Source organism: Arthrobacter sp. Y3224055 (assembly GCF_059090825.1).
In genome coordinates this window covers 1-26,383 of record NZ_JBNHGB010000006.1, presented here as the reverse complement: position 1 = coordinate 26,383, position 26,383 = coordinate 1, and the positions used below count along the sequence as shown (strand labels likewise).

The 26,383-nt window shown below is 67.6% G+C and carries 23 protein-coding genes and 1 tRNA gene; 20 read left to right on the top strand and 4 right to left on the bottom strand.

Annotated elements, in window-relative coordinates:
* Positions 1-64: 64 nt before the first annotated feature.
* The 4 genes from AC5RTY_RS14215 to sdhC all read right to left on the bottom strand — a co-directional run bounded on the left by AC5RTY_RS14215 (position 65) and on the right by sdhC (position 3,586).
* On the bottom strand, positions 65-853 hold the full coding sequence (locus tag AC5RTY_RS14215; RefSeq protein ID WP_494001495.1) for a succinate dehydrogenase iron-sulfur subunit: 789 nt from the start codon (positions 851-853) through the stop codon (positions 65-67).
* Positions 853-2,640, bottom strand: coding sequence for a succinate dehydrogenase flavoprotein subunit (gene sdhA, locus AC5RTY_RS14210; RefSeq protein WP_493978599.1), 1,788 nt, complete (start codon positions 2,638-2,640; stop codon positions 853-855). The genes AC5RTY_RS14215 and sdhA overlap by 1 nt, the downstream gene beginning before the upstream one ends.
* 88 nt (positions 2,641-2,728) lie before the next feature.
* The gene (locus tag AC5RTY_RS14205; RefSeq protein WP_494101042.1) at positions 2,729-3,199 is read right to left on the bottom strand and encodes a succinate dehydrogenase hydrophobic membrane anchor subunit; all 471 of its coding nucleotides are present in this window, start codon (positions 3,197-3,199) and stop codon (positions 2,729-2,731) included.
* Between the two features lie 3 nt (positions 3,200-3,202).
* Positions 3,203-3,586, bottom strand: a complete 384-nt coding sequence (gene sdhC / locus AC5RTY_RS14200) for a succinate dehydrogenase, cytochrome b556 subunit (RefSeq protein WP_493987889.1) — start codon at positions 3,584-3,586, stop codon at positions 3,203-3,205.
* Positions 3,587-3,924: 338 nt separating this feature from the next.
* On the opposite strand from sdhC, the gene AC5RTY_RS14195 reads away from it, so the two are divergent.
* The 20 genes from AC5RTY_RS14195 (at position 3,925) to AC5RTY_RS14100 (ending at position 26,245) form a co-directional block, all read left to right on the top strand.
* Positions 3,925-5,070: a mannose-1-phosphate guanylyltransferase gene (locus AC5RTY_RS14195; RefSeq protein ID WP_494139728.1), complete on the top strand. Its 1,146-nt coding sequence runs from the start codon at positions 3,925-3,927 to the stop codon at positions 5,068-5,070.
* A 95-nt stretch (positions 5,071-5,165) separates the two neighbouring features.
* Complete coding sequence (locus AC5RTY_RS14190) at positions 5,166-6,395, top strand: amidohydrolase (protein WP_494014409.1); 1,230 nt, start codon at positions 5,166-5,168, stop codon at positions 6,393-6,395.
* 192 nt (positions 6,396-6,587) lie between these two features.
* Positions 6,588-7,706: a BMP family lipoprotein gene (locus AC5RTY_RS14185; RefSeq protein WP_494023626.1), complete on the top strand. Its 1,119-nt coding sequence runs from the start codon at positions 6,588-6,590 to the stop codon at positions 7,704-7,706.
* Positions 7,707-7,883: 177 nt separating this feature from the next.
* Entirely contained in the window at positions 7,884-9,449 is a 1,566-nt protein-coding gene (locus AC5RTY_RS14180) for an ABC transporter ATP-binding protein (RefSeq protein ID WP_494001871.1), read from the top strand.
* A complete protein-coding gene (locus AC5RTY_RS14175; RefSeq protein WP_494023628.1) occupies positions 9,446-10,807 on the top strand; it encodes an ABC transporter permease in 1,362 nt (453 codons plus the stop codon). Before AC5RTY_RS14180 ends, AC5RTY_RS14175 begins: the two co-directional genes overlap by 4 nt.
* Positions 10,804-12,093 (top strand): ABC transporter permease, encoded by a 1,290-nt coding sequence (locus tag AC5RTY_RS14170; protein WP_494139727.1) that lies wholly within the window; start codon positions 10,804-10,806, stop codon positions 12,091-12,093. Before AC5RTY_RS14175 ends, AC5RTY_RS14170 begins: the two co-directional genes overlap by 4 nt.
* Positions 12,090-12,500 carry a cytidine deaminase gene (locus AC5RTY_RS14165; protein ID WP_494014854.1) on the top strand — a complete coding sequence of 137 codons (411 nt, stop codon included), beginning with the start codon at positions 12,090-12,092 and terminating at the stop codon, positions 12,498-12,500. The genes AC5RTY_RS14170 and AC5RTY_RS14165 overlap by 4 nt, the downstream gene beginning before the upstream one ends.
* 31 nt (positions 12,501-12,531) lie before the next feature.
* A complete protein-coding gene (locus tag AC5RTY_RS14160; protein ID WP_494101040.1) occupies positions 12,532-13,818 on the top strand; it encodes a thymidine phosphorylase in 1,287 nt (428 codons plus the stop codon).
* Between the two features lie 245 nt (positions 13,819-14,063).
* A complete protein-coding gene (locus AC5RTY_RS14155) occupies positions 14,064-14,951 on the top strand; it encodes a DedA family protein (protein WP_494101039.1) in 888 nt (295 codons plus the stop codon).
* A 60-nt stretch (positions 14,952-15,011) separates the two neighbouring features.
* Positions 15,012-16,157, top strand: a complete 1,146-nt coding sequence (locus AC5RTY_RS14150; RefSeq protein WP_494026095.1) for an adenosine deaminase — start codon at positions 15,012-15,014, stop codon at positions 16,155-16,157.
* 7 nt (positions 16,158-16,164) lie between these two features.
* A complete protein-coding gene (locus AC5RTY_RS14145) occupies positions 16,165-16,989 on the top strand; it encodes a MazG nucleotide pyrophosphohydrolase domain-containing protein (protein WP_494139726.1) in 825 nt (274 codons plus the stop codon).
* A 90-nt stretch (positions 16,990-17,079) separates the two neighbouring features.
* Positions 17,080-18,360 carry a phosphopyruvate hydratase gene (eno, locus tag AC5RTY_RS14140; RefSeq protein ID WP_494001483.1) on the top strand — a complete coding sequence of 427 codons (1,281 nt, stop codon included), beginning with the start codon at positions 17,080-17,082 and terminating at the stop codon, positions 18,358-18,360.
* A 90-nt stretch (positions 18,361-18,450) separates the two neighbouring features.
* The gene (locus AC5RTY_RS14135) at positions 18,451-19,206 is read left to right on the top strand and encodes an FtsB family cell division protein (RefSeq protein WP_494109911.1); all 756 of its coding nucleotides are present in this window, start codon (positions 18,451-18,453) and stop codon (positions 19,204-19,206) included.
* 70 nt (positions 19,207-19,276) lie between these two features.
* The gene (locus AC5RTY_RS14130) at positions 19,277-19,984 is read left to right on the top strand and encodes a DUF501 domain-containing protein (RefSeq protein WP_494023634.1); all 708 of its coding nucleotides are present in this window, start codon (positions 19,277-19,279) and stop codon (positions 19,982-19,984) included.
* Complete coding sequence (locus tag AC5RTY_RS14125; RefSeq protein ID WP_494139725.1) at positions 19,984-20,934, top strand: Ppx/GppA phosphatase family protein; 951 nt, start codon at positions 19,984-19,986, stop codon at positions 20,932-20,934. The genes AC5RTY_RS14130 and AC5RTY_RS14125 overlap by 1 nt, the downstream gene beginning before the upstream one ends.
* 76 nt (positions 20,935-21,010) lie before the next feature.
* Positions 21,011-22,453 (top strand): S8 family serine peptidase, encoded by a 1,443-nt coding sequence (locus AC5RTY_RS14120; protein WP_494139724.1) that lies wholly within the window; start codon positions 21,011-21,013, stop codon positions 22,451-22,453.
* A 78-nt stretch (positions 22,454-22,531) separates the two neighbouring features.
* Positions 22,532-23,980: an NAD(P)/FAD-dependent oxidoreductase gene (locus AC5RTY_RS14115; RefSeq protein WP_494139723.1), complete on the top strand. Its 1,449-nt coding sequence runs from the start codon at positions 22,532-22,534 to the stop codon at positions 23,978-23,980.
* A gap of 97 nt (positions 23,981-24,077) precedes the next feature.
* Complete coding sequence (locus tag AC5RTY_RS14110) at positions 24,078-24,587, top strand: GNAT family N-acetyltransferase (protein WP_494139722.1); 510 nt, start codon at positions 24,078-24,080, stop codon at positions 24,585-24,587.
* Positions 24,588-24,633: 46 nt separating this feature from the next.
* A tRNA-Leu gene (locus tag AC5RTY_RS14105) sits at positions 24,634-24,706 on the top strand.
* 144 nt (positions 24,707-24,850) lie between these two features.
* A complete protein-coding gene (locus AC5RTY_RS14100; protein ID WP_494001476.1) occupies positions 24,851-26,245 on the top strand; it encodes an ABC transporter substrate-binding protein in 1,395 nt (464 codons plus the stop codon).
* Positions 26,246-26,383: the final 138 nt, after the last annotated feature.

Below are 26,383 nucleotides of genomic sequence, written 5' to 3'. Positions count from 1 at the left end.
CGACTCCCGGAAGGAATCGGCGCCACCAGGACCGCGCAGTCCCGAAGGGGACCGCCGCGATGGGCTAGACGGAGCGGTGCAGGATGGCCTGGCGCACCTCGGTGATCGCCTTGGTCACCTGGATGCCGCGGGGGCAGGCCTCGCTGCAGTTGAAGGTGGTGCGGCAACGCCACACGCCTTCCTTGTCGTTGAGGACCTCCAGACGCATGTCGCCGGCATCGTCGCGGGAATCGAAGATGAAGCGGTGCGCGTTCACGATCGCCGCCGGCCCGAAGTACTGGCCGTCGGTCCAGAACACCGGGCAGGAGGAGGTGCAGGCGGCGCAGAGGATGCACTTGGTGGTGTCGTCGAACCGCTCGCGGTCCTCCTGCGACTGCAGCCGCTCGCGGGTGGGCGCGTGGCCGTTGTTGATCAGGAACGGCATGATCTCGCGGTAGGACTGGAAGAACGGCTCCATGTCCACGATCAGGTCCTTCTCCACCGGCAGGCCCTTGATCGGCTCCACTGTGATGGGCTTGGCCGTGTCCAGGTCCTTCAGCAGCGTCTTGCAGGCCAGGCGGTTGCGGCCGTTGATGCGCATCGCATCGGAGCCGCAGACGCCGTGGGCGCAGGACCGGCGGAAGGATACGGAACCGTCGTGCTCCCACTTGACCTTGTGCAGGGCATCCAGCACGCGGTCGGTGCCGTACATGGTGAGCTTGAACTCGTCCCAGCGGGCTTCCTCGGAAACCTCCGGGTCGTAGCGGCGGACCTTCAGCGTAATGTCAAAGCTGGGGATTTCGCCGCCGCCGCCGACCCCGGGAGCCAGCTCGACCTTGGACGGTCCTTCGGGAATTTCGGTCGCGGTGCTCATCAGTATTTCCTCACCATCGGTTCGTAGCGCGTGAATACCACGGGTTTGGTATCCATGCGGATGCCGGCCGTCTGATCGGTCACGGCGTCGACGTCCAGGTAGCACATGGAGTGCTTCATGAAGTTCTCGTCGTCGCGGTCCGGGTAGTCCTCGCGGAAGTGTCCGCCGCGGGACTCCGTGCGGTGCAGCGCCGCTACGGTCATCACCTGGGCCATGTCCAGCAGGAAGCCGAGTTCCACGGCCTCCAGCAGGTCCAGGTTGAAGCGCTTGCCCTTGTCCTGGACGCTGATGTTCTTGTAGCGCTCGCGCAGCGAAGCGATCACGTTAAGCGCCTCGGTCAGGGACTTCTCGTCGCGGAACACCTGCACGTTGGCGTCCATGATGTCCTGCAGTTCCTTGCGGATCTGGGCGACCCGCTCGGTACCGGTGCCGCCGCGCACCGTCTCGAGCAGCTCCATCGTGTACAGCTCCGGGTTCTCCGGCAGCTCGACGAAGTCAGCGGTCTTGGCGTACTCGGCGGCGTTGATGCCGGAGCGCTTGCCGAAGACGTTGATGTCCAGCAGGGAGTTGGTTCCCAGCCGGTTCGAGCCGTGGACGGAGACGCAGGCCACCTCGCCGGCGGCGTACAGGCCCGGCACAACGGTGTCGTTGTCCTGCAGCACCTCGGCCTTGATGTTGGTGGGAATGCCACCCATGGCGTAGTGGGCGGTGGGGAACACCGGCACCGGCTCGGTGTAGGGCTCGACGCCGAGGTAGGTGCGCGCGAACTCCGTGATGTCCGGCAGCTTCGCGTCAATGTGCGCCGGCTCCAGGTGGGTCAGGTCCAGCAGCACGTAGTCCTTGTTCGGGCCGCAGCCGCGGCCTTCCCGGACTTCGAGGGCCATGGAGCGGGCCACGATGTCGCGCGGCGCCAGGTCCTTGATGGTGGGGGCGTAGCGCTCCATGAAGCGCTCACCGTCGGCGTTGCGAAGGATGCCGCCTTCGCCGCGGGCGGCCTCGGAGAGCAGGATGCCCAGGCCGGCCAGGCCGGTCGGGTGGAACTGGACGAACTCCATGTCCTCCAGCGGGAGGCCGCGGCGGAACGCGATGCCCATGCCGTCGCCGGTGAGGGTGTGCGCGTTGGAGGTGGTCTTGAAGACCTTGCCCACCCCGCCCGAAGCGAAGATGACGGACTTGGCCTGGAAGACGTGAAGCTCGCCGGAGGCCAGGTCATAGCTGACGACGCCGGCGACGCGCTTCTGCTTGTAGGGGGTGCCGTCTGCGCGGGTGGCGTCTTCCTCGACCAACAGCAGGTCCAGCACGTAGTACTCGTTGTAGAACTCAACGTTGTGCTTGACGCAGTTTTGGTAGAGGGTCTGCAGGATCATGTGTCCGGTGCGGTCGGCGGCGTAGCAGGCGCGGCGCACCGGGGCCTTGCCGTGGTCGCGGGTGTGTCCGCCGAAGCGGCGCTGGTCGATCTTGCCCTCGGGCGTCCGGTTGAACGGCAGGCCCATCTTTTCCAGGTCCAGCACCGCGTCGATGGCTTCCTTGGCCATCACTTCGGCGGCATCCTGGTCAACCAGGTAATCGCCGCCCTTGATCGTGTCAAAGGTGTGCCATTCCCAGTTGTCCTCTTCGACGTTCGCCAGTGCGGCGCACATGCCGCCCTGGGCCGCGCCGGTGTGGGAACGGGTGGGGTACAGCTTGGTCAGTACTGCGGTGTGCGCGCGCTGGCCTGATTCGATCGCGGCGCGCATACCGGCGCCACCGGCACCGACAATGACGACGTCGTACTTATGGACCTGCATACTGGATGCTCTTTCTGTTGAAACTGGGTTTTCTTCGCCGTGTGGGGGTCACGACGGGCAACGGCGCCGCGGTCTGTCGCGGGGACGGTTAGGGTGCCGGGCAGAACGACGGCAGCAGATCGGCGGTGGCGTTCGCCGGGCACGGATCGAAGGTGAAGATCACCAGGGTGCCGAGCACGATGATGACGGCAGAGGCTACGTAGAGGACCATCTTGAACCAGAAGCGGGTGATGTCCTTTTCCGCATAGTCCTCGATGATGGTCCGCACGCCGTTGGTGCCGTGCAGCATGGCCAGCCACAGCATGGCCAGGTCCCAGATCTGCCAGAACGGGTCGGCCCACTTGCCGGCCACAAAGCCGAAGTTGATGGCGTGGACGCCTTCGCCCACCATCAGGTTGACGAACAGGTGCCCAAAGACCAGCACCACCAGGATGAGGCCGGAGAGCCGCATGAACAGCCATGCGTACAGTTCGAAGTTGCCCTTGCGCCCCTTGTTGCGCATGTACTCGGGAGCAATGCGGGCGCTGCGGGGAGCCTGGATTTCAGAGTTGACCGACATGAGTTAGTGACCCCCGGTGAAAGCGAGCGTGAGGTGGCGGATGAGGAACGGAACCATGACGACGACCCAGAGGCCGACAACCCCCCACAGAAGCTTGGCCTGGTACTTGGGCCCCTTCTTCCAGAAGTCGATGAGGATGACGCGAAGCCCGTTAAAGGCGTGGTAGACGATGGCCGCTACCAGGCCGGCTTCCAGAATGGCCATGATCGGGTTCTTGTACGTGGCCATGACGGCGTCGTAGGCGCCCGGGGATACCCGGACCAGCGCGGTATCGAGCACGTGAACCAAGAGAAAGAAAAAGATTGCGACGCCCGTGATGCGGTGTCCTACCCAAGACCACATGCCTTCACGGCCGCGGTATAAGGTCCCTGCTGGTGTCTTCGACACTGAATTACCCTCCCTGCATCGCAGAGGCGCAGCGTGGCTTCCACGCAAGAGTTGACGCCGGTGCGAGAGCGCTCTATAGCTCAAGACTAATCTAGGCTTCGCTGAGGGCTTATTCAATTTAGGTACGGCAGGGTGTGACCTTTTTAACAGCAGGGGCTTAACCGCCCGTGTTGTACCGGCTTCCACGGGGCGGTTGAGGCCGGTCCGCGCCCCCGCAGGACCTGGATTTTGACTCGGCGCCGGTTGGCGCCGACACGGCACCGGCAAACCACCCCGATGGGAGAAATCGGCCTCCAGGATGAAGGCGGTACCCACGAGGCTGGATTACCGTGGAGAGCGTGAACACTCAAGCAGCAGGCCGGGGTGCGGCCGACGACGACGCCGTGCTGGACCGTTTTCATGCCGTTATACCGGCCGGCGGGACCGGGACGCGGTTGTGGCCGCTGTCCCGCGCGGCGGCGCCGAAGTTCCTGCACGACCTGACCGGTTCCGGGTCCACGCTGATCCGCGCCACCTATTCCCGTCTCGAGCCGCTGTGCCAGGGGCGGACCCTGGTGGTGACCGGCAAGGTGCACCGGCATGCCGTCTGTACGCAGCTGCCCGAGCTTCAGGATGCGAACCTGGTGCTGGAGCCGGAACCGAAGGACTCGGCGGCGGCGATCGGTCTCGCCGCGGCGATCCTGTACCGGCGGGACCCGCGGATCATCATGGGCTCCTTCGCCGCGGACCAGGTGATCACCCCGGTGGAGGAGTTCCAGCAGGCGGTTCGCGAGGCGGTGCACACCGCCGCCGAGGGCTACATCGTCACGATCGGGATCACCCCGACGCATCCGGCTACCGGCTTCGGGTACATCCGTTCCGCCGGGGCGCTGCAGGTCCCCGGGGCGCCCTCCGCGCAGGCGGTGGCCGAGTTCGTGGAGAAACCTGACGAGCAGGTGGCCCGCGGCTACCTGGCGACGGGGGAATATTCCTGGAACGCCGGCATGTTCGTGGCACCGGTTGACCTGCTGCTGAAGCATCTGGAAACCAACGAACCCGAACTCTTTGCCGGCCTGACCGAGATCGCCGAGGCCTGGGACACCCCGGCCCGCGGCGCGGTGATGCGCAGGATCTGGCCGGACCTGCCCAAGACGGCCATCGACTACGCGGTGGCCGAACCCGCGGCGGCTGCCGGGGACGTGGCGATGATTCCCGGTTCCTTCTCCTGGGACGATGTGGGCGACTTCGCTGCGATCGGGCGGCTGAATACCGCCAGCGAAACCTCCGGGCTCACGGTCCTCGGCGAAGGGGCGAGAGTCTTCGCGGAGTCGGCCACCGGCGTCGTGGTCTCCGACACCAAACGCGTGATCGCGCTGATCGGCATCGACGACGTCGTCGTGGTCGACACCCCGGACGCGCTGCTGGTGACCACTAAGGAACACGCGCAGAAGGTGAAGTCCGCCGTCGAACACCTCAGGGCCAGCGGCGACACCGACGTCCTCTAAAGCCGCAAGGCACCCGGGACCGGCGGCGAAAGCCTGATCGTGTGCAAGGCCGGCGACCGTCCTCGGAACGTCGCTCAAATCGATAGAGTGCAGGTGTGCAGAAGATTTCAGAAACTCCGCTGGCCAATCTCAATATCGGCGTCTGGGCATCGCCACTGCTGGATGAACTCCGGCGGTTCCGGCGGGACCTGCACCAGCATCCCGAGCTGTCGCACAAGGAATTCCTCACCACCCGGAAGCTGGCCGAGCGGCTGACGGCCGCAGGACTCGAGCCGCAACTGCTGGACGGCACCGGGCTGTTCGTCGACATCGGGGAGGGCCCGCTGGCCATCGGGCTGCGCGCGGACATCGACGCCCTGCCGATCATGGAAGAAACCGGCCTCGACTACGCCTCGGTTAACACCGGCATCAGCCATGCCTGCGGACACGACATCCACACCACGGTGATGCTCGGCGTCGCGCTGGTCCTGCGCAAACTGGATCTGGAAGGCGAACTGTCCGCCCGCGTGCGGGTCATCTTCCAGCCGGCCGAGGAGACCATGCCCGGCGGCGCGTTGGCCGTCATCGAGCAGGGCGTGCTGGAAGGGCTGCCGCGGATCCTGGCACTGCACTGCGACCCGCGCATCGACGTCGGCCTGGTCGGCACGCGGATCGGAGCCATCACCTCCGCCTCGGACACCATACGGATTGAACTGCGCGGGCGCGGCGGCCACACGTCCCGCCCGCACCTGACGGAGGACCTGGTGTTCGCGCTGGCCGAGATCGCCGTCAGCGTCCCGGCCGTCATCAACCGGCGGATCGATGTCCGCAGCGCCGTCTCGCTCGTGTGGGGGCAAATCCAGGCGGGCGCCGCCCCCAACGCGATCCCGGCAGTCGGCTACATGGCCGGCACCATGCGCTGCCTGGACGGGGAAGCCTGGCAGGCCGCCGGTGAGCTGGTGGACGAGGTGGTCAACCAGGTGGCCGCACCGTTCGGCGTGGACGTCAAGCTCGAACACATCCGCGGCGTGCCTCCCGTGATCAACACCGAGCGGGAAACCACGCTGCTCGAAGCGGCGGCCCGGAGTGAGCTGGGGGAGGACGCGGTGACCCTCACGCCGCAGTCGATGGGCGGGGAGGACTTCGCCTGGATGACCCAGGAAGTGCCCGGCGCCATGATGCGGCTGGGCACCCGGAGCCCGGGCGGCGAAACCTTCGACCTGCACCGCGGCGACTACGTTCCCGACGAGCACGCCATCGGCGTGGGCGTGCGCGTCATGGCCAAGGCCGCCGTGCTGGCCGCCCGGCGTCACCGGGACACGGCAGCCGGTGCTACCCAAAAGTAACAACTTTTGAACAATCTGCGCGCGCCGGTAGCGATTGCTTCGCCGGTGGGGCGCGTGGGAACTACTGTAGGGTCATCAACTGTGCACCTGCAGGACAGGTGCTGTGCCACGCGGAGTACAAGTCAAACGCCGCACTTCTTGTGAAGCGACCATTGAACTGTGGCGGGGCAGACATTCTTTTATGGAGGAACATTGAAGACTTCACTGCGCAAGATTAAGCGCGGCACCGGCCTCTCCGCCGCGGTGCTGGGCGCGTCCGCACTGGTTCTGACCGCTTGCGGCGCACCGCCGGCCCAAGAGGGCGGCGCCAGCGGCAGCCCGGCAGCGGAAGGCACCGACTATCTCGGCTGCATCGTCTCCGACTCCGGTGGATTCGACGACCGCTCGTTCAACCAGTCGAGCTACGAAGGCCTGAAAATGGCCGAGGAAGAGCTGGGCATCAAGATCCGCGAGGCCGAGTCCCAGGCCGAAACCGATTTCGGTCCCAACGTGGATGCCATGGTGCAGGCCAACTGCGACATGGTCCTGACGGTCGGCTTCCTGCTGGGCGACGTGACCAAGGAGGCGGCGGCGGCCAACCCCGAGACCAACTTCGCGATCGTCGACTACAACGACCCGGAGTTCGGCGACAACGTCAAGCCGATCATCTATGACACGGGGCAGGCGGCGTTCCTGGCCGGCTACGTGGCGGCCGCAACCAGCGAGACCGGCAAGGTGGCCACCTACGGCGGCATGAACATCCCCACCGTCACCATCTTCATGGACGGCTTCGCAGACGGCGTGGACTACTACAACGAGCAGAAGGACGCCAACGTCGAACTGCTCGGCTGGAACAAGGAAGCCCAGAACGGCACTTTCGTCGGCAACTTCGAGGATCAGGGCAAGGGCAAGACCAACACCCTGAACTTCATCAACGAGGGCGCCGACATCATCATGCCGGTGGCCGGCCCGGTCGGCCTGGGCACGCTGGACGCCGTGCTCGAAGCCAACGCCGACGGCAAGGATGCCAAGGTCGTATGGGTCGATTCGGACGGCTACGAAAGTGCCGGCAAGGCTGAGGAGTTCATCCTTACTTCGGTTGTCAAGGAGATGGGCGCCTCGGTAGAGGACGTTATTCGGACCGACGCCGAGGGCAACTTCGACAGCACCCCGTACATCGGAACCCTGGAGAACGGGGGCGTGGCACTGGCCCCGTTCCATGACCTCGACGCAGCGGTTTCCGATGAGACCAAGTCGGAACTGGAAACCATCAAGGAATCGATCATCTCGGGCGAGATCAAGGTCGAATCCAAGTCCACCCCGCAGCAGTAAGCACGCCGCGGACCGCCGCCCTCCGTACCGGATACCGGTGCCGAGGGCGGCGGTTCGCGCTGTAAGCGGCCGAACCGGTTTAGGCTAGGCACAGCGTCCGGGCAGCAGCACCGCCCGGCACCGCGCCGCTGGATGACGACCGTCGTACCTACGGACAAAGAACAGGTGGGTTGGGGTTTGAAACTCGAGCTCAAGGGAATCACCAAGCGATTCGGCTCCCTGGTTGCCAACGACCACATTGACCTGGTGGTGCAGCCGGGACAGGTGCACAGCCTGCTGGGTGAAAACGGCGCCGGGAAATCGACGCTGATGAACGTCCTCTACGGGCTTTACGAGCCCAGCGAAGGCCAGATCCTGGTCGACGACAAGCCCGTTACCTTCGACGGCCCCGGGGACGCCATGGCGGCCGGCATCGGCATGGTGCACCAGCACTTCATGCTGGTCCCGGTGTTCACCGTGGCCGAGAACGTGGCGCTCGGCAATGAGGCGACCAAGGCCGGCGGCCAACTCAATCTGGAGGAGACCCGGGCCCGGATCAGGGAGATCTCCGACCAATACGGTTTCGAGGTGGACCCCGACGCGGTGGTCGAGGACCTGCCGGTCGGGGTGCAGCAGCGGGTCGAGATCATCAAGGCCCTGGTCCGGGACGCCGAAGTGCTGATCCTGGACGAGCCGACCGCCGTCCTGACACCCAAGGAAACGGATGAGCTGCTGGGCATCATGGGCCAGCTCAAGGCCGACGGCAAGGCCATCGTCTTCATCTCCCACAAGCTGCGTGAAGTCAAGGCGGTTTCGGACATCATCACGGTCATTCGCCGTGGCAAGGTCATCGGCGACGCGCCGCCCTCGGCCTCCACGACCGAGTTGGCGGAAATGATGGTGGGCCGCGCCGTCAGCCTGACCCTCAACAAGGAACCGGCCCGGCCGGGCGAAGAAACGTTCACCGTCAACAACCTCACCGTGCGTTCGGCCACGGGCCAGCGCGTGGTGGACGGCATCAGTTTCGGCATAGCGCGCGGCGAAATCCTCGCGGTGGCCGGCGTCCAAGGCAACGGGCAGACCGAACTGACCGAGGCGATCCTGGGGCTGCAGGACCACGTGTCCGGCTCCATCAGGCTCGAAGGCCGCGAACTGGTGGGGCGCAAGGTCAAGGACATCATCGAGGCCGGCGTCGGTTTCGTGCCGGAGGACCGCAGCGTCGAGGGCCTGGTCGGGACCTTCTCGGTGGCCGAAAACCTCATCCTCAACCGCTACGACCAGCCGCCGTTTGCCCGCGGCCTGGCCATGAAGCCGGCCCTGGTCGCCCGCAACGCCGAGCAATACATCTCGGAGTTCGACGTCCGCACCCAGTCCGCGGCGGCGGCGGCCGGTACGCTCTCCGGCGGAAACCAGCAAAAGGTGGTCATGGCCCGGGAACTGTCCAGGCCGTTGAAGCTCTTTATCGCTTCCCAGCCCACCCGCGGCGTGGACGTAGGCTCCATCGAATTCCTGCACAAGCGGATCGTCGCCGAGCGCGACGTCGGCACTCCGGTGATGATCGTCTCCACCGAACTGGACGAGGTGCTGGAACTTGCCGACCGGATCGCCGTGCTCTACCAGGGCCGGCTGATGGGCATCGTCCCCGCCGGCACCTCGCGCGGCGAGCTGGGCCTGATGATGGCCGGCATGAGCGCCGAGGAAGCACAGGCACACCGGACGGACGCCGAAGTACAGCAGACAGACGCCGAAGGAGGCGAGGAATGAGCGCGGACGAGTCCGGCAAGCACGGGAAGCGGTCGAAACACGCGGGAACGCCCGCGGCGGAGGGCGACGAGCAGCGGCTCGAGGCGGCTGCCGCCCTCGGCGACGGCACCCAGGCACCGCCGGCCGTGTTGCCCACGGGGGAGAGCCTGCACCCCGAGTTGCGGGCGCATCAGACCATCATGCAGCGGATCGTCTCCGGGAACGCGCTGGTGGCTGTCCTCGCCATCGTGCTGTCCCTGATCGCCGGCGGCATCCTGATCGCGTTGACGAACGAGGAAGTGGCCCGGACCTCCAGCTACTTCTTCGCCCGGCCGCAGGACATGCTGGCTGCCGGCTGGACGGCCGCCGCCAACGCCTACGCCGCCCTGTTCCAGGGCTCGATCTTCAACTTTGAGGGCGCCACGTTCGCCCGGATGATCTACCCGTTGACCCAGACGCTGACCGTGGCCACGCCGCTCATCTGCGCCGGCCTGGGCGTGGCGCTGGCGTTCCGCGCGGGACTGTTCAACATCGGCGCGCAGGGCCAGATCATCATCGGCGCCACCCTGGCCGCCTGGGTCGGTTTCAGCTGGCACCTTCCGGTGGGCCTGCACCTGCTCCTGGTCATCATCGCCGGCATCATCGGCGGCGCACTGTGGGGCGGCCTCGTCGGCCTGCTGAAGGCCAAGACCGGTGCCCACGAAGTGATCCTGTCGATCATGCTCAACTACGTGGCCATCAACCTGGTGCTGTACCTGCTGACCATGCCGGCGTTCCAGCGACCGGGCTCCACCAACCCGATCAGCCCGCAACTGGATGCCACGGCCATGTATCCGCCGCTCTTCGGCGACACCTTCCGGCTGCACTGGGGCTTCGTGGTAGCCATCCTGGCCACCGTATTCTGCTGGTGGCTGCTCAACCGCTCCACCATCGGCTTCGAGCTGCGCGCGGTCGGCTCCAACCCGCACGCCGCCCGCACCGCCGGCATCAGCGTCACCAAGGGCTACGTCGTGGTGATGGTGCTGGCGGGCGCCCTCGCCGGCCTGGCCGGCGTCGCGCAGGTGGCCGGCACCGAACGCGTTCTGACCGCGGGCGTCGCTGCCAGTTTCGGGTTCGACGCCATCACCGTTGCACTGCTGGGACGTTCGACGCCGTGGGGCACCTTTGCGGCCGGCCTGCTGTTCGGCGCCTTCCGCGCCGGCGGGGTGACCATGCAGACCAACACCGGCACCGGCATCGACATCGTGCTGGTGGTCCAGTCCATGATCGTGCTGTTCATCGCGGCGCCGCCGCTCGTGCGCGCGATCTTCCGGCTCCCCGAGCCGGGCAAGCTGACGGCAAAACCCCGTAAGACCGCAAGCACCGGAGGTGCAGCATGAGCACGGTTACCGCCACCGCCCCGCAGCAAAGCCCAGCCGCCGCGGACACCGTGCGGAACTGGAAGACGCCGGTCATCCTGGCCGTCCTGGCCTTCGCGGCCGTCCTGGTTTTCGCGGTCGGGGCACCGGACAACTCGGTGACCTTCCGGCTGTCGGACCCCAACGACCCGGTGGTGCTGCCGTCGGTGGTGCTCTCGGCCGTCGTCACCGGCTGGGTCACGGCCGTCCTGATGCTCGCCGCCGCCGTCTGGTCGTTCATGCTGGTCCGGTCCGGACGAAAGGTCCCCGGCTGGCTCGTGGCCGTCTTTGCCGTGCTGTTCGTGGTCGGATTCCTCACCTGGGTGGTCGGCAGCGCCCGGACCCCCAACGTGGCCCTCTACGGGCTGCTGGCCGGTTCGGTCACGCTGGCCGTGCCGCTGATTTTCGGCTCCCTCTCCGGCGTGCTGTGCGAGCGCTCCGGCGTCGTCAACATCGCCATCGAAGGACAGCTGCTGTTCGGTGCCTTCTCCGCCTCGGTCGCCGGATCGCTCTCCGGCAACGCGTTCATCGGCCTGGCCGCAGCGGCCGTCGGCGGCGTGCTCGTCTCGGCGGTACTGGCGGTGTTCAGCATCAAGTACATCGTCAACCAGGTGATCGTCGGCGTGGTGCTCAACGTGCTGGTTTCCGGCCTGACCGGTTTCCTGTTCTCCACCGTCCTCTCGGCCGACTCGGCCACCTGGAACTCTCCGCCGCGGCTGCCGATCATCAGCATTCCGGTGCTGTCCGACATCCCGATCATCGGCCCCATCCTGTTCGAACAGTCGGTGGTCGGCTACCTGATGTACGTCGCGGTGGCCGTGATTTACTTCGGCCTGTTCCACACCAAGTGGGGCCTGCGCACCCGTGCCGTCGGGGAGCACCCGAAGGCGGCGGACACCCTGGGCGTAAAGGTCAACCGGATGCGGTTCATGAACGTGCTGCTGGCCGGCGTCGTCGCCGGTTTCGGCGGCGCCTTCTTCACCCTGGTCCTTGTTTCCAGCTTCGGCCGCGACATGACCGCCGGGCAGGGCTACATCGCCCTGGCGGCGCTGATCTTCGGCCGCTGGAACCCGCTGTACGCGTTCTTCGCGGCGCTGCTGTTTGGCTTCGCGACCAACCTCCAGTACGTGCTCAGCGCCCTGGGCTCCACGGTGCCGAACCAGTTCCTGGCCATGCTGCCTTACGTGGTGACCATTTTCGCCGTCGCCGGCCTGGTGGGCCGCGCCCGACCCCCGGCCGCCAGCGGCGTGCCATACATCAAGGGATGACCGTGGAAGCACCAACGACGGCCCAGGTGGACTGGCACGCCCTCCAGCAGGCCGCGGAAGCCGCCATGCGGCTGGCCTACGTGCCGTATTCGGGCTTCCCGGTCGGTGCCGCCGCGCTGACCGACGACGGCCGGATCGTCTCCGGCTGCAACGTGGAGAACGCCTCCTACGGCTTGACCCTGTGCGCGGAATGTTCGCTGGTGAGCCAGTTGAACATGACGGGCGGCGGGAAACTGGCCGCCTTCAGCTGCGTGGACGGGGAGGGCAACGCCCTGATGCCGTGCGGCCGGTGCCGTCAGCTGCTGTACGAGTTCCGCGCGCCCGGCATGCTGCTGATGACGCCGGCCGGCGTCAGGACCATGGACCAGGTGCTGCCCGACGCCTTCGGACCGCAGCACCTGGCCTGACGGCCGGAACGCATCACCTAAGGAGCAGGACATGACCGAAACATTCGACGCCGTCGACATCATCCGGACCAAGCGGGACAAGGGAACGCTCAGCCCGGAGCAGATCGCCTGGACCATCGACGCCTACACCCGCGGGACCATTGCCGACGAGCAGATGTCCGCGCTGAACATGGCGATCCTGCTCAACGGCATGGACCGGGAGGAGATCGCGCACTGGACGACGGCGATGATCGCCTCCGGCGAGCGGATGGACTTCTCCTCGCTCGGCAAGCCGACCGCGGACAAGCATTCCACCGGCGGCGTGGGGGACAAGATCACCCTCCCGCTGGCCCCGCTGGTGGCAGTCTTCGGCGTGGCGGTGCCCCAGTTGTCCGGCCGCGGCCTCGGCCACACCGGCGGCACCCTGGACAAGCTCGAGTCGATTCCGGGCTGGCGGGCCCTGCTCAGCAATGACGAGATGATGAGCCAACTGGCCGGCATCGGCGCCGTGATCTGTGCGGCCGGGGCCGGTCTGGCTCCCGCGGACAAGAAGCTCTACGCGCTGCGCGACGTGACCGGCACGGTCGAGGCGATCCCGTTGATCGCCTCCTCGATCATGAGCAAGAAGATTGCCGAAGGCACCGGCTCGCTGGTGCTCGACGTGAAGGTCGGCAGCGGGGCCTTCATGAAGGACGAGCGCAACGCCCGGGAACTGGCCGAAACCATGGTCGCCCTGGGCCAGGACGCGGGCGTTAACACCGTCGCACTGCTGACCGATATGAGCACGCCGCTCGGGCTGACCGCCGGCAACGCCATCGAGGTCGAGGAATCCGTGGAGGTGCTGGCGGGCGGCGGCCCCGAGGACGTCGTGGAGCTGACCGTGAGGCTGGCCGAGGAGATGCTGCACGCCGCCGGCGTGACGGATGCCGACCCTGCTGCCGCGCTGCGGGACGGCCGCGCCATGGACGTCTGGAAATCCATGATCCGCGCCCAGGGCGGGGACCCCGACGCCAAGCTGCCGGTGGCCAGGGAGTCGGAGGTCGTCTACGCCGAGGCCGACGGCGTGCTGATGCAGCTGGACGCCCTGGCGGTCGGCGTCGCCGCCTGGCGGCTCGGTGCCGGACGCGCGCGCAAGGAAGACGCCGTGCAGGCCGGGGCCGGCGTGCGGATGCACGCCAAGCCCGGGGCGGTGGTCCGCGCAGGCGAACCGCTGATGACGCTGCTGACCGATACCCCCGAAAGGTTCGACCGCGCCAAGGATGCGCTGCGCGGCGCCGTCGTTATTGCCCCGGAGGGGAGCCGGCCGGCCCGGCGGCTGATCATCGACCGGGTGGCCTGACCCACCCAGAACCCCAGCTGAAAACAACTGGGGCAGCACGGATATATATCCACCGGGGCAAGCTCTTCCCGGCGTTCCCACGGCCCCGCTACGATGAAATGGTGCGGCCGGAGCGGGGGATGCCCCGGCGCACCGCGGGGTCTGCGGCGTTGAGCGATGGGGGCCCGGTCAGGGATCTACCCGATAGCGGCACAAGATGCGGCATGGCATCGTTGGACTAGGTATCCAGCGGACAGGAACACTTCGTGCAGACTTTCATGGACGCGCTCAGCGTCTTCATCATCGACGCGGCAGCGCAATGGTGGATTTACCCACTGCTTCTGGCTCTCTGCCTGATCGACGGGATCTTCCCGCCGGTGCCCAGCGAATCGGTGGTCGTGGCACTGGCTGCCATCGCGGTATCCGCCGGAGCCCCGAATATCTGGCTGGTAGCCGCCGTTGCTGCCGTCGGCGCGATAGCGGGGGACAACATCGCTTACCTGATCGGGCGCCGCATCGGCGCAGACCGTTTCCGCTGGATGCAGCGTCCCCGGGTTGCCGCGGCCTTCGCCTGGGCCCGCAGGGAGCTGGACCGGCGCGGCGCGCTGCTGATCCTGAGCGCACGCTACATCCCGGTGGGCCGGGTGGCCGTCAACATGACCGCCGGCGCCACCGGGTACAACCACCGCAAGTTCGTCCTGTTTTCCGTGGCCGCCGGCATCTCCTGGTCCTTGTACTCGGTAGCCATCGGGGCGCTGGCCGGGCGGTGGTTCCACGACAACAGCCTCCTGGCCGCGGGCCTGGCGATCATCCTGGCGCTGCTGCTGGGCCTTGCACTGGACCACGGCATGAAATTGGCCAACCGGCGCCGTGCCGCGCGGCTGCGCGCGGCTGCCCCGGCCGGGCACCGCGGAGCGGAGCCGGCCGCCGAAGCGGGGACGGCGGCGGATGCCGGGTCGACGGCGGAAGCCGGCCCCTCGGCGGCGGCAGGCGATGCCGGCGCGGCCACCGAGAGCCGGGACGCCGCAGTGGCGGCACGGCGCGATCCCGCCGACCAGCTGCCGGCAACGGGTTCGCGGACCGTCCGCTTCGAACCGTACGTTCCCCTGGCCGTGCCCTCCCGCAACCGTTCCGCCGCCAGACTCGACGACTGAACCCGGCGAGGGGATCCGCGCCGGTTCAGGCGTGCCCGGTGCTCGCGTAAGGTGGTGCCTGTGACTGAGCCTGAATACTCCGAAGACACCGCAGCCGACCTCGACGTCGACATCCGCAGCCTGCCGAAGGTTTCGCTGCACGACCACCTGGACGGCGGACTGCGCCCGGCCACCATCATTGAACTTGCCGCCGCCGAGGGCCACGAGTTGCCCTCCACCGACCCGGTGGCGCTCGGGGAGTGGTTCCGCGCGTCGGCGGATTCCGGCTCGCTGGTCCGCTACTTGGAAACCTTCGACCACACCATCGCCGTGATGCAGACCAAGGAAGGCCTGTTCCGCGTGGCCCGCGAATTCGTGGAAGACCTGGCCGACGACGGCGTGGTCTACGGCGAGGTCCGCTGGGCGCCCGAACAGCACCTAACCAAGGGCCTGACCCTGGACGAGGCGGTAGAGGCCGTCCAGGCAGGCCTGGAAGCCGGCGTGGACGCCGTGGAAGCCAGCGGCCGCCCCATCCAGGTGGGCCAGCTGGTCACCGCCATGCGGCATGCCGACCGCTCGCAGGAGATCGCAGAACTCGCCGTGCGCCACCGTGACCGGGGCGTGGTCGGATTCGACATCGCCGGAGCCGAGGACGGCTTCCCGCCCTCGCGCTTCAAGGACGCCTTCACCTACCTGGCCGAACAACAGTTCCCGGTGACAATCCACGCCGGCGAGGCGGCCGGAGTGGACAGCATCGTGGACGCGCTGGTCAGCGGCCGCGCGCTGCGGCTGGGCCACGGCGTCCGGATCGCCGAGGACATCCAGGTGGACTTCGGGCCCGACGACGAGGACGGTGAAGAGGTTGGCATGGTCACGCTGGGCCGGGTCGCCTCGTGGGTCCGCGACCGCGGCATCCCGCTCGAGTGCAGCCCGTCATCGAACCTGCAGACGGGCGCGATCGCCGTCTTCGGCGAGGGTATCCAGTCCCATCCGTTCGACCTGCTCTACCAGACCGGGTTCAAGGTCACGATCAACACCGACAACCGGCTGATGAGCGGAGTCACGCTCTCCGACGAATACGAGTTGCTGGTGGAAACCTTCGACTACGACCTGGACGACCTGCTGGAGATCACCCTCAACGCGGCCGAGGCCGCTTTCCTGCCGCTGGAAGAGCGTGAGGCGCTCATCGAGTTCATCGGCGAGGGCTTCAACAGCCAGTTGGGCTGACGCCGCGATGCCGCACGCCGGACACTCGTATGAGCGGGGGCCGCTCCCGGACGCCCCCGCCGAGTCCGGGCGGGGGGAGCTCCCGGACGCCGCCGCTGAGCCCGGCCGGGGGGAGGCGCTCGCCAGGCTGCTGGACGTCGTGGCACAACTGCGCGAACACTGCCTGTGGACAGCGGCGCTGACCCACGAGTCGCTGCTCGAGTACCTTGTGGAGGAAGCCCACGAACTGGCCGAAGCCATCGAAACCGGCCACACCGGCCGGGCCGACGTTGCCGAGCTCAAGGGCGAGCTGGCCGATGTGCTCTACCAGGTAGTGCTGCATGCCCGTCTGCAGGAAGAGCGGGGACACTTTGATTTCGACGCCGTGGCCGCGGAACTGACAGCCAAACTCATCCGGCGGAACCGGCATGTCTTCCGGCCGGACGGGTCCCTGCAGGACAAGTTTCCGGAGACCATCGCCGAGATCGTGGCCGGCTACGACGCGGTCAAGGCGGCGGAAAAGCCGGAGCGGACCACGCCGTTCGACGGGCTTCCGCACTCGCTGCCGGCGCTGGCGTTGGCAGCGAAATCGCTGGACCGCGCGGCCCGGGCGGGCAGCGCGGCGGCAGCGGAGCGGGAGCAAGCCAGCGCGTCGGCGGCCGGGCCGGAGCGGGCCAGCGCGGCCGGGGGCACCGGCGCGGCCGGTGCTGCCCGGGCAGAACGCGACGTCGGCGAGGAGCTGTTCGCCGTCGTCCGCCGGGCAGTCGAGGCGGGCGTGGATCCCGAGCAGGCCCTGCGGGGTGCCGTCCGCAGATTCCAGCAGCGCGTAACGGAAGAAAACCGCGGCGGGTGATCTCGATTAGTCTTAAGCCGGACCTTGCAGCCGGCCCCGGCCTCGCCTGCAGACATTCCATCTTTCGTTCCAACGAACAGGAGCTACTCCATGGCGCTGATCGATGCCATCCACGCGCGCGAAATCCTTGATTCCCGCGGCAACCCCACCGTAGAAGTTGAGGTGCTGCTCTCCGACGGCTCGATGGGCCGGGCCGCGGTTCCGTCCGGCGCCTCCACCGGGGCGTTCGAGGCGGTGGAACGCCGCGACGGCGAGAAGGACCGCTACCTGGGCAAGGGCGTCGGCCAGGCCGTGGCCGCCGTGGTGGACACCATCCAGCCGGCGCTGGCGGGCCTCGACGCCACCGACCAGCGGCTGATCGACCAGACCATGCTGGATCTGGACGGCACCTCCAACAAATCCGATCTGGGCGCCAACGCCATCCTCGGTGTGTCGCTGGCCGTGGCCTCGGCCGCCGCCGAATCCGCCAACCTCCCGCTGTACAAGTACCTGGGCGGCCCCAACGCGCACGTGCTGCCGGTCCCGCTGATGAATATCCTCAACGGCGGATCGCACGCCGACTCCGACGTGGACATCCAGGAATTCATGGTGGTGCCGCTGGGCGCCGCCACGTTCTCCGAGGGGCTGCGCTGGGGCGTGGAGGTCTACCACAGCCTCAAGACCGTGCTGAAGGAGAAGGGCCTGTCCACGGGGCTGGGCGACGAGGGCGGCTTCGCCCCGAACCTGCCCAGCAACCGGGCCGCGCTGGATCTGATCACCGAGGCGATCACCCGTGCCGGTTACGCCCCCGGCAAGGACATCGCCCTGGCCCTGGACGTGGCGTCCTCCGAGTTTTACCAGGACGGCGCCTACCAGTTCGAGGGCAAGTCCCTGACGGCGGCGGAAATGAGCGCCTACTACGCCCAGCTGGTGGCCGACTTCCCGCTGGTCTCCATCGAGGATCCGCTGGACGAATCCGACTGGGAGGGCTGGGCCGCCCTGACGGCCGAGTTGGGCGACAAGGTGCAGCTGGTCGGCGACGACCTGTTCGTCACCAATCCCGAGCGACTGCAGCAGGGCATCGATGCCAAGACCGCCAACTCCCTGTTGGTCAAGGTCAACCAGATCGGTTCGCTGACCGAAACCCTGGAGGCCGTGGCCCTGGCCCAGCGCAACGGCTACACCACGATCACCTCGCACCGCTCCGGCGAGACCGAGGACACCACGATCGCGGACATCGCCGTGGCCACCAACGCCGGCCAGATCAAGACCGGAGCCCCGGCCCGTTCCGAGCGCGTGGCCAAGTACAACCAGCTGCTGCGCATCGAAGAGGAGCTCGACGACGCAGCCCGCTACGCCGGTCGCGGCGCCTTCCCGCGTTTCACGGCGTAGTTCGGCCCGACCCTCGGTAATGTCTTAAGCGGGGCCCGGCGGCAAAACCGGAGCCGGGCCCCGCACGACGACCACGGTGAGGAGCCGCGAATGTCCACCCGACGCCCCAACATGCCCCGGGCCGGCCGCCCGGCCGGCAGCGGGCCTGCCTCGGGCGGCGTGGACGGCAAGGACACCGACGCGCGGGAACCGGAGTCCGGACAGGTGATCCGGGCCGACTTCGGCCGGCCCCCGACCGGCTCCGCTCCGCAGCCGGATGCCCGCACCCCCCGCGCGCCGGACGCCGGCCAGCAGCGAAAGCCGAAGCCGCCGGCGAAACCCAAACCCTCGCCGTCGGAAGCCCGCGCGGCCGAACGCCGGCAGCTGTCCGAGGCCATCCGGCAGCCCGCCGCACCGGCTGCCGGCCAAAAGCCCCGGCCACCGGCCAAGGAGATCCCGGCCGACGCCGTGCCGGTCCCGGCGAAAGCGTTCTCCGGGCGCCTGCTGGCGCTGGCCTTGGTGCTGGTATCGATCACCGTGCTGCTGGCCCCGTCGGTGCGGATCTTCATTGAACAGCGGGCGGAACTCTCCGCGCTGCAGGCGGATATCGCCGCCAAGAAAGACTCCAATGAACAGTTGACCAAGGAACTGGCCCGCTGGGACGATCCCGCCTACATCAAGCAGCAGGCCCGGGATCGCATATTCTATGTAATGCCGGGGGAGAAGCGGTACATGGTCACCGGCGCGGAGGGACTGCGCGAGTCCAACAAACATGCCTCCGCCACCGCACCCGAGGACCTGCCGTGGGTCGACGCCCTGTGGAACTCGGTGACCCGCGCGGCCACAGACTCGCCCGCAGCAGACTGACCTCCCGGCAGAGCCTGCCGAATCACACGGCCCTGCCCCACGGGCCGCAGCGCCAGGAAAGGACTGAGCCATGAACGACGCTCAGCGCACCCCCACCCCCGACGATCTCGACACCCTGAGCCGCCAGCTCGGCAGGCCCGTGCGCGACGTCGTGGAGATCGGCGCACGATGCGTCTGCGGAAACCCGCTGGTCGCCACGACGGCGCCGCGGCTAGGGAACGGAATCCCTTTCCCGACCACGTACTACCTGACCCACCCGGTCATCACGTCGGCGGTATCCCGGCTGGAGGCCGCAGGGGTCATGACGGAGATGACCGAACGGCTGGAGCAGGATCCGGAATTGGCCGCGGCCTACCGCCGCGCGCACGAGGAGTACCTGGCGGCCCGCGACGAGGTCGGCCGCCGGGCCGGCATCGGCGACGTGCCCGAAATCGCGGGTGTCTCCGCCGGCGGCATGCCCACGCGGGTCAAATGCCTGCACGTCCTGGTGGGTCATTCGCTGGCCGCAGGTCCCGGGGTGAATCCGCTGGGCGACGAAGCGATCGAACGTATCGCGGAATGGTGGACCGCGGACCGCTGCTACTGCCCCGGAGCCTGGGATGTGGACGGCATCGCTCCGGCCCGGGATCTAAGCCGGCACACCCGGACGCAGGGACTGACGGCCGAAGAGCTGGCCGCGAAGAAGGCCCGGCGAGCCGGCGGCAGGGAGGCGGCGGACGACGACGGCGGCACCGTCGATGGCCCCACGTCCGGCCAGGCAGACGGAGGCGAGTCCTAGTGGCACGCGTCGGAGCGATCGATTGCGGAACCAACTCGATCCGCCTGCTGATCGCCGATGTCCAGGACGGCGGGCTCACCGACGTGGTCCGCGAGATGAGAGTCGTGCGGCTGGGGCAGGGCGTCGACGCCACCGGGGCGCTCGCGCCGGAAGCGTTGGAGCGGACCTTCGCGGCGGCGGAGGACTATGCCGGCCAGCTGCGCAGCCACGGTGCCGAAACCCTGCGCTTTGTTGCCACCTCCGCCACCCGCGACGCCGCCAACCGCCAGGTCTTCGTCGACGGCATCCGCCAGCGCCTCGGCGTGGAACCAGAAGTGATCAGTGGCCGGGAAGAGGCTGAGCTGTCCTTCACGGGCGCCGCCAACGTCCTGGCGCCGCAACCGGGGGAGAAGGTGCTGGTGGTGGACCTGGGCGGCGGCAGCACCGAGTTCGTGCTGGGAACCGCCGACGGGGTGCTGGCCGCGCTCAGCACCGACATGGGCTGCGTCCGCTTTACCGAGCGGCACCTGCTCTCGGATCCGCCAACCGCCGCCGAGATCTCCCACGCCGTGGCGGGCGCCGAAGAACACCTGGCGCGCGTGCTCGACGAGGTGCCGCTGGCCGACGTCGACCGCTTGGTCGGAGTGGCGGGGTCCGTCACCACGGTCACCGCCCACGCCTTGCAGTTGGCCGAGTATCGTCCGGAAACCATCCACGGGGCGCATCTGGACGGTGCCCGGCTGGATGCTGCGTGCACCTCCCTCCTGGAGATGACGCGGCAACAGCGGGCCGCGTTGCCCTACATGCATCCGGGACGGGTCGATGTCATCGGCGCCGGCGCGCTCATCTGGCGGACCGTTTCCCGACGGCTGGCCGCACTGAGCGGCGGCCGCGTGGACGGTGCGACCGCCAGCGAACACGATATTCTTGACGGAATCGCCCTGAGTGCGGCCACCCGGCTGCCGCACTGAGCTTCCCGGGTTCCGGGGACCAGACCGCTTTGCCAACGTCCGGGGACCAGACCGCTTTGCCAACGAAGGGACATCCATGCGCCAGCGCGACAGTGAACGGCCGGCCAGACGCGCGGCCGCGTCGAAGGCCTTCTCGCTGGGAACGGCGATCGCGGTGCTCGCCTCGTTGGTGCTTGCCGGTCCGGCCCAGGCGGACGACACCCGCGGCAAGGAATACTGGCTGGACGCCTATGGGATTCGCGCAGCCTGGGACGAATCGCAGGGCGAAGGCGTCAAGGTAGCAGTGATCGACAGCGGCGTTGACGCGACGCACCCGGACCTTAAGGGCGCCGTGGTTGGCGGTACCGACGTCTCCGGCTCCGGTGATCCCGATGGCCAGCGGGGCATCGGGCAAACGCCGGAGCACGGCACCTTGGTTGCCACCCTGCTGGCCGGACGCGGCCACGCGCCGGAGAAAGACAAAAAGGACGACAAAAAGAAGAACGACAAAGAGTCCAAGCCCAAGTCGAAGCACAAGGACGAGGGGATCGGCGCCGGCACGGACGGCGTGATCGGGGTGGCACCGAAGGCACAGATCCTGACGGCGTCTACCTGGCTCGGCACGCCCAACCCCTCGGGCATAGGCGTCGACGAGCAGATCCCGGCGGCCGTCCGCTGGGCCGTGGACAATGGCGCGCAGGTCATCAACATGTCACTGACCAGCTCCAGCACCTCCTGGCCGGAGAGCTGGGACGCGGCGTTCCTCTACGCCGAACAGCATGACGTGGTGGTCGTCGCCGCCGCGGGCAACCGCGCGGGCGGCACGGAACAGTCCGGCGCCCCGGCTACCATCCCCGGCGTGCTGACCGTGGCGGGATTGAACCGCGACGGCGAGGCGAGCCAGGAGGCCTCGGCCCAGAGCATCGTCATCGGTGTTGCGGCACCCGCCGAGAACCTGGTCGGCGGACTGCCCGGCGGCCTCTATGCCGACTGGTCCGGCACCTCCGGTGCCACGCCGCTGGTCTCGGGTGTGGCCGCACTGATCCGCTCCAAGTACCCGGACATGAGCGCGGCCCAGGTGATCAATCGCATCGTCAGCACGGCCAAGGACGCGGGTGTTCCGGGCCATGATCCGATCTACGGCTACGGCGTACTCGACGCGGAGGCAGCACTGAACGCGGACGTGCCGGAGGTCGCCGGCAACCCGCTCGGCTCCATCGCGCAATGGATTACGGTGCACCGCCGCGGCGAAGCCGCCGCCCCCCAGTCGGAGGCTCCGGTGCAGTCCAAGGCCGAGGCGCCGGATATTCCGGAACCGACTACGCCCGTGGCGGTTCCCCCGAACAGCGAAGACTCGGTGCTGCCGGCCGTCCTCGTGTTTTCCTTCGGCGGACTGATCGCCGCCGTCCTGGTATTGGGCGCCGTCCAGACCCTGCGCACGCGCAAGGCCGTGCGGCAGGGCACGTCGGCGGTCGAGGAAGCAAACACGGACTTCATCCCGCCGATCCGGGAAGAGATCCGGAAGCCGGCCAAGCGCTGATTCTGCCGGGCCCCAGGGCCGTCACGCCCGCCGTCCATACTTCGTGAAAAGTTTCACAAAAGCGGCTATACTGGGAGCATGGCACTCACTCCTGCTCTGTCCGATCGTCCGCGCGTCCTGGTGGTCGGCGGCGGTTATGTTGGTCTTTACGTCGCGCTGAACCTCCAGAAGAAGGTCAAGCGGCACGGGGGCATCGTTACCCTGGTGGACCCGCTGCCGTACATGACCTACCAGCCGTTCCTGCCCGAGGTCGCCTCCGGCAGCATCGAAGCCCGCCATGTGGTGGTCAACCACCGGCAGCACCTGCGGGACACCGAACTCATCACCGGCAAGGTGACGTCGATCGACCATGCCGCGAAGAAGGCCGTGATCACCCCCGCCGTCGGCGAGGCCTTCGAGCTGGACTACCGCGACGTCGTCGTTGCCGCCGGTGCCATTACCCGCACCTTCCCGATCCCGGGACTGGCCGAAGCCGGCATCGGCCTGAAGACGGTCGAAGAGGCCGTGGAGCTGCGCAACAAGGTCCTCGAGCGGATCGAAACCGGTTCGTTGCTCCCGGAGGGGCCGGAGCGGACCCGCGCGCTGACCTTCGTCGGCGTCGGCGGAGGCTTCGCCGGCATTGAAGCCATGACGGAGATCGAGGATCTGGCCCGCGCCGCCGTCAAGAAGAACGGGCGGCTGCGCCAGGAAGACCTGCGCTTCGTCCTGGTCGAGGCGATGGGCCGGATCATGCCCGAGGTCACCGAAGACCAGGCCGAATGGGTCGTGGAGCACATGCGCTCGCGCGGCATCGAAGTCATGCTTAACACCTCGCTGGCCAAGGCAGAAGGCGGCGTGCTGGAGCTGATCAACATGCCGGACAAGACTCCCGCCGAAACCTTCGAGGCCGATACCCTGCTGTGGACCGCCGGAGTGCAGGCGAACCCGGTGGCGCGCAACTTCGGCTTCCCGCAGGACGAGCGCGGCCGGATCAAGGCCGACGCCACGCTCCAGATCATCGACGAGAACGGCCCGATCGAGGGAGCCTGGACCGCCGGCGACGTCGCCGCCGTGCCGGACCTGACCGGCGGCGGCGTGGGAGGGTTCTGCGTTCCCAACGCCCAGCACGCCATTCGCCAGGCGAAGCGTCTCGCCAAGAACATCTACGCCGCCCGCTGGGGCGTGGGCACCGTCACCGAGTACAAGCACAAGAATCTGGGCGCCGTCGCCGGCTTCGGCTTGAACAAGGGCGTCGCCAAGATTATGGGCATCAAGCTCAAGGGCTGGCCGGCATGGATGGCTCACCGCGGCTACCACGGGATGGCCATGCCGACGGTGGAGCGCAAGATCCGCGTGATCTCGAACTGGTTCTGGACGATCTTCCTGGGCCGCGACACCACGCGCCTTGCCGACCTGCAGACCCCGTACCGCCAGTTCCGCGAGGCGGCTTCCCCCAAGCCGCGCCCGCAGGCCGCCGAGACCCCCAAGCCGGCAGGGGATGCCAAGGGCAGCGGGGCGGACAAGGAACTCGCCTCCACCGGTCGCTAGGCGCACCAGCATCAGGCCCGGGTACCGCTGTGGCGGTGCCCGGGCCTTACTGCATTCAACGAGATTCCGTTGGGGCGGGGCCGCATAGAATGCTGCCGTGAGGATCAGGACGGAACAGCGGGACGACCGGTCGGCCGTGCTCCGGCTGGTGGCACGCGCCTTCGCCACCGACGACGGGGATGAACCGGTGGAAGCCCGGCTGCTGGCCGAGTTGTACGGCTGCGACGGCTTCCTGCCGGAGTTTTCGCTCGTCGCCGAAGAAGGGGGCGCCGTCATTGGCCATGTCATCAGCACCCGCGGCTGGATCGGCGATGAGCCCGCGCTGGGTTTGGGGCCCCTTGCCGTGGAGCCGACCCATCAGCGTGCAGGGATCGGGGCGGCCCTGCTGCAGGAAACGCGGCATCGCGCCGAGGCGGCCGGGGAGAGCGTGATCGTGCTGCTGGGAAGCACCGGCTACTATCCGCGGTTTGGTTATCGGCCAGCCAGCGAACTGGGCATCGGTGCCCCGGATCCGTCGTGGGACGCCAACTTCATGGCCCTCCCGCTGGCCGGCCGGCCGGTGCCGGGGGGTGTTTTCCGCTACGCCGAACCCTTCGGGCGATTGTGAACCGGCGCGGGCCCATCAAGTACCCTAGGTAGGTGCCGGAGTGCTGGCCCCCGTAGTCCAATGGCAGAGACAACCGACTTAAAATCGGTCCAGTGTGGGTTCGAGTCCCACCGGGGGTACGGATTAAGTGTGACGAGCGTTACAAGGATGTAACCCAAAACGCTTATTTTCAACAACGAATTGGACTAGTTTTCTCTGTAATCAGGAATACCTGGTGATCGCATCAAAGGTTCGCGGACCTTTCGATCGAGGAGAAAACATACATGACTGCAACACGCAACGCAGTGCTTTTCGGCACCGGCGCCAACTCCGCACGCGCGGGAAGGGTGGCCGCGCTCGGATTGGGGATCGCTTTGTTTGCCTCGGCTTGCGGCGGGGGCACGTCAACGCCCTCGGAGACCGGCGGGGGAGCCGGCACATCGGCACCGGCGGGCGCATCCGGTTTGGTCTGTCCCGAGGGGGGAGAGGGCGCTGGCCCCACCTCAGGCGCGACGGGTGATCCCTCCGCCGTTCCGGAGACGAAGGGCTCCACCGATACCCCGCTGAAGATCGGCACGCTGCTGCCTGCCACCGGCTCGCTGGCCTTCCTGGGCCCGCCGGAAGTCGCGGGCGTCGAGCTGGCCGTCGAACGGATCAACGAGGCCGGCGGCGTCCTGGGCAAGGACGTGGAAACCATCCAGCGAGACTCCGGCGATACCACCACCGACATTGCAACCCAGTCCGTGACCGAACTGCTGAGCGAGGACGTCAGCGCCGTCGTAGGCGCGGCGTCCTCGGGCGTCTCCAAGACGGTGATCAACCAAATTACCGGCGCGGGCGTGGTGCAGATTTCCCCTGCGAACACGTCGCCGGACTTCACCACCTGGGACGACAACAACCTGTACTGGCGCACCGCCCCGTCCGATGTGCTGCAGGGCCGCACGCTGGGCAGCTACATGGTGTCCTGCGGCGCCCAGACGCTGGGCATGATCGTGCTGAACGACGCCTACGGCACCGGCCTCGCGGAGAACGTCAAGCAGGCGTTTGAGGGCGCCGGCGGCCAGGTAGTGGCCACCGAGATGTTCAACGAGGGCGACTCCCAGTTCAGCTCGCAGGTGGACGCCGTGGTCAACGCCAAGCCCGACGCGATCGCGCTGATCACCTTTGACCAGATCAAGTCGATCGCACCGCTGCTGCTGTCCAAGGGAGTCACCCCCGACCAGATGTTCCTGGTGGACGGCAACACCTCGGACCTGAGCGCGGACCTCGATCCGGGTGCCATGGCCGGAGCCCAGGGCACGATCCCCGGAACGTTCGCCAAGGAAGATTTCCAGGCGGCGCTGGCGAAAATGGACGATAAGCTCAATTCCTACTCCTACGCCGGTGAGTCCTACGATGCGGTAAACCTGGTGGCCTTGGCAGCCGAGGCTGCCGGAAGCACCAAGGGCGAGGACATCGCCAAGGAAATGCAGGGCGTGTCCGCGGACGGTGAAAAGTGCTTCGACTTCGCCGGCTGTGTCACGCTGCTCCGCGACGGCAAGGACATCGATTACGACGGCATCTCCGGCCCGATCTCGTTCGACGAGAACGGTGACCCGACCGAGGCCTACATCGGCATCTACGAGTACGACGACACCAACGTACCGCAGCCGAAGCGCGAGGAGTTCGGCCAGCTGTAAAGCCGCTCCAGTACCACACAGCAGAGGGTCCCGGCCGCCGGTGAACTGCTCCCCGGAAGTTGGACTGAGAAATTCAGTTCCGACTCCTGGGGAGCAGTTTTATGCATGCATGTAGTTCGTTATCCGAGGATCAGCGCG

Excerpts from the sequence above, each read along its gene's own strand:
- AC5RTY_RS14215 (WP_494001495.1), bottom strand. The coding sequence starts at position 853 with ATGAGCACCGCGACCGAAATTCCCGAAGGACCGTCCAAGGTCGAGCTG.
- sdhA (WP_493978599.1), bottom strand. The coding sequence starts at position 2,640 with ATGCAGGTCCATAAGTACGACGTCGTCATTGTCGGTGCCGGTGGCGCC.
- AC5RTY_RS14205 (WP_494101042.1), bottom strand. The coding sequence starts at position 3,199 with ATGTCGGTCAACTCTGAAATCCAGGCTCCCCGCAGCGCCCGCATTGCT.
- AC5RTY_RS14175 (WP_494023628.1), top strand. The coding sequence starts at position 9,446 with ATGAGCGCGGACGAGTCCGGCAAGCACGGGAAGCGGTCGAAACACGCG.
- AC5RTY_RS14170 (WP_494139727.1), top strand. The coding sequence starts at position 10,804 with ATGAGCACGGTTACCGCCACCGCCCCGCAGCAAAGCCCAGCCGCCGCG.
- AC5RTY_RS14165 (WP_494014854.1), top strand. The coding sequence starts at position 12,090 with ATGACCGTGGAAGCACCAACGACGGCCCAGGTGGACTGGCACGCCCTC.
- AC5RTY_RS14160 (WP_494101040.1), top strand. The coding sequence starts at position 12,532 with ATGACCGAAACATTCGACGCCGTCGACATCATCCGGACCAAGCGGGAC.
- AC5RTY_RS14145 (WP_494139726.1), top strand. The coding sequence starts at position 16,165 with ATGCCGCACGCCGGACACTCGTATGAGCGGGGGCCGCTCCCGGACGCC.
- eno (WP_494001483.1), top strand. The coding sequence starts at position 17,080 with ATGGCGCTGATCGATGCCATCCACGCGCGCGAAATCCTTGATTCCCGC.
- AC5RTY_RS14135 (WP_494109911.1), top strand. The coding sequence starts at position 18,451 with ATGTCCACCCGACGCCCCAACATGCCCCGGGCCGGCCGCCCGGCCGGC.
- AC5RTY_RS14130 (WP_494023634.1), top strand. The coding sequence starts at position 19,277 with ATGAACGACGCTCAGCGCACCCCCACCCCCGACGATCTCGACACCCTG.
- AC5RTY_RS14120 (WP_494139724.1), top strand. The coding sequence starts at position 21,011 with ATGCGCCAGCGCGACAGTGAACGGCCGGCCAGACGCGCGGCCGCGTCG.
- AC5RTY_RS14115 (WP_494139723.1), top strand. The coding sequence starts at position 22,532 with ATGGCACTCACTCCTGCTCTGTCCGATCGTCCGCGCGTCCTGGTGGTC.
- AC5RTY_RS14100 (WP_494001476.1), top strand. The coding sequence starts at position 24,851 with ATGACTGCAACACGCAACGCAGTGCTTTTCGGCACCGGCGCCAACTCC.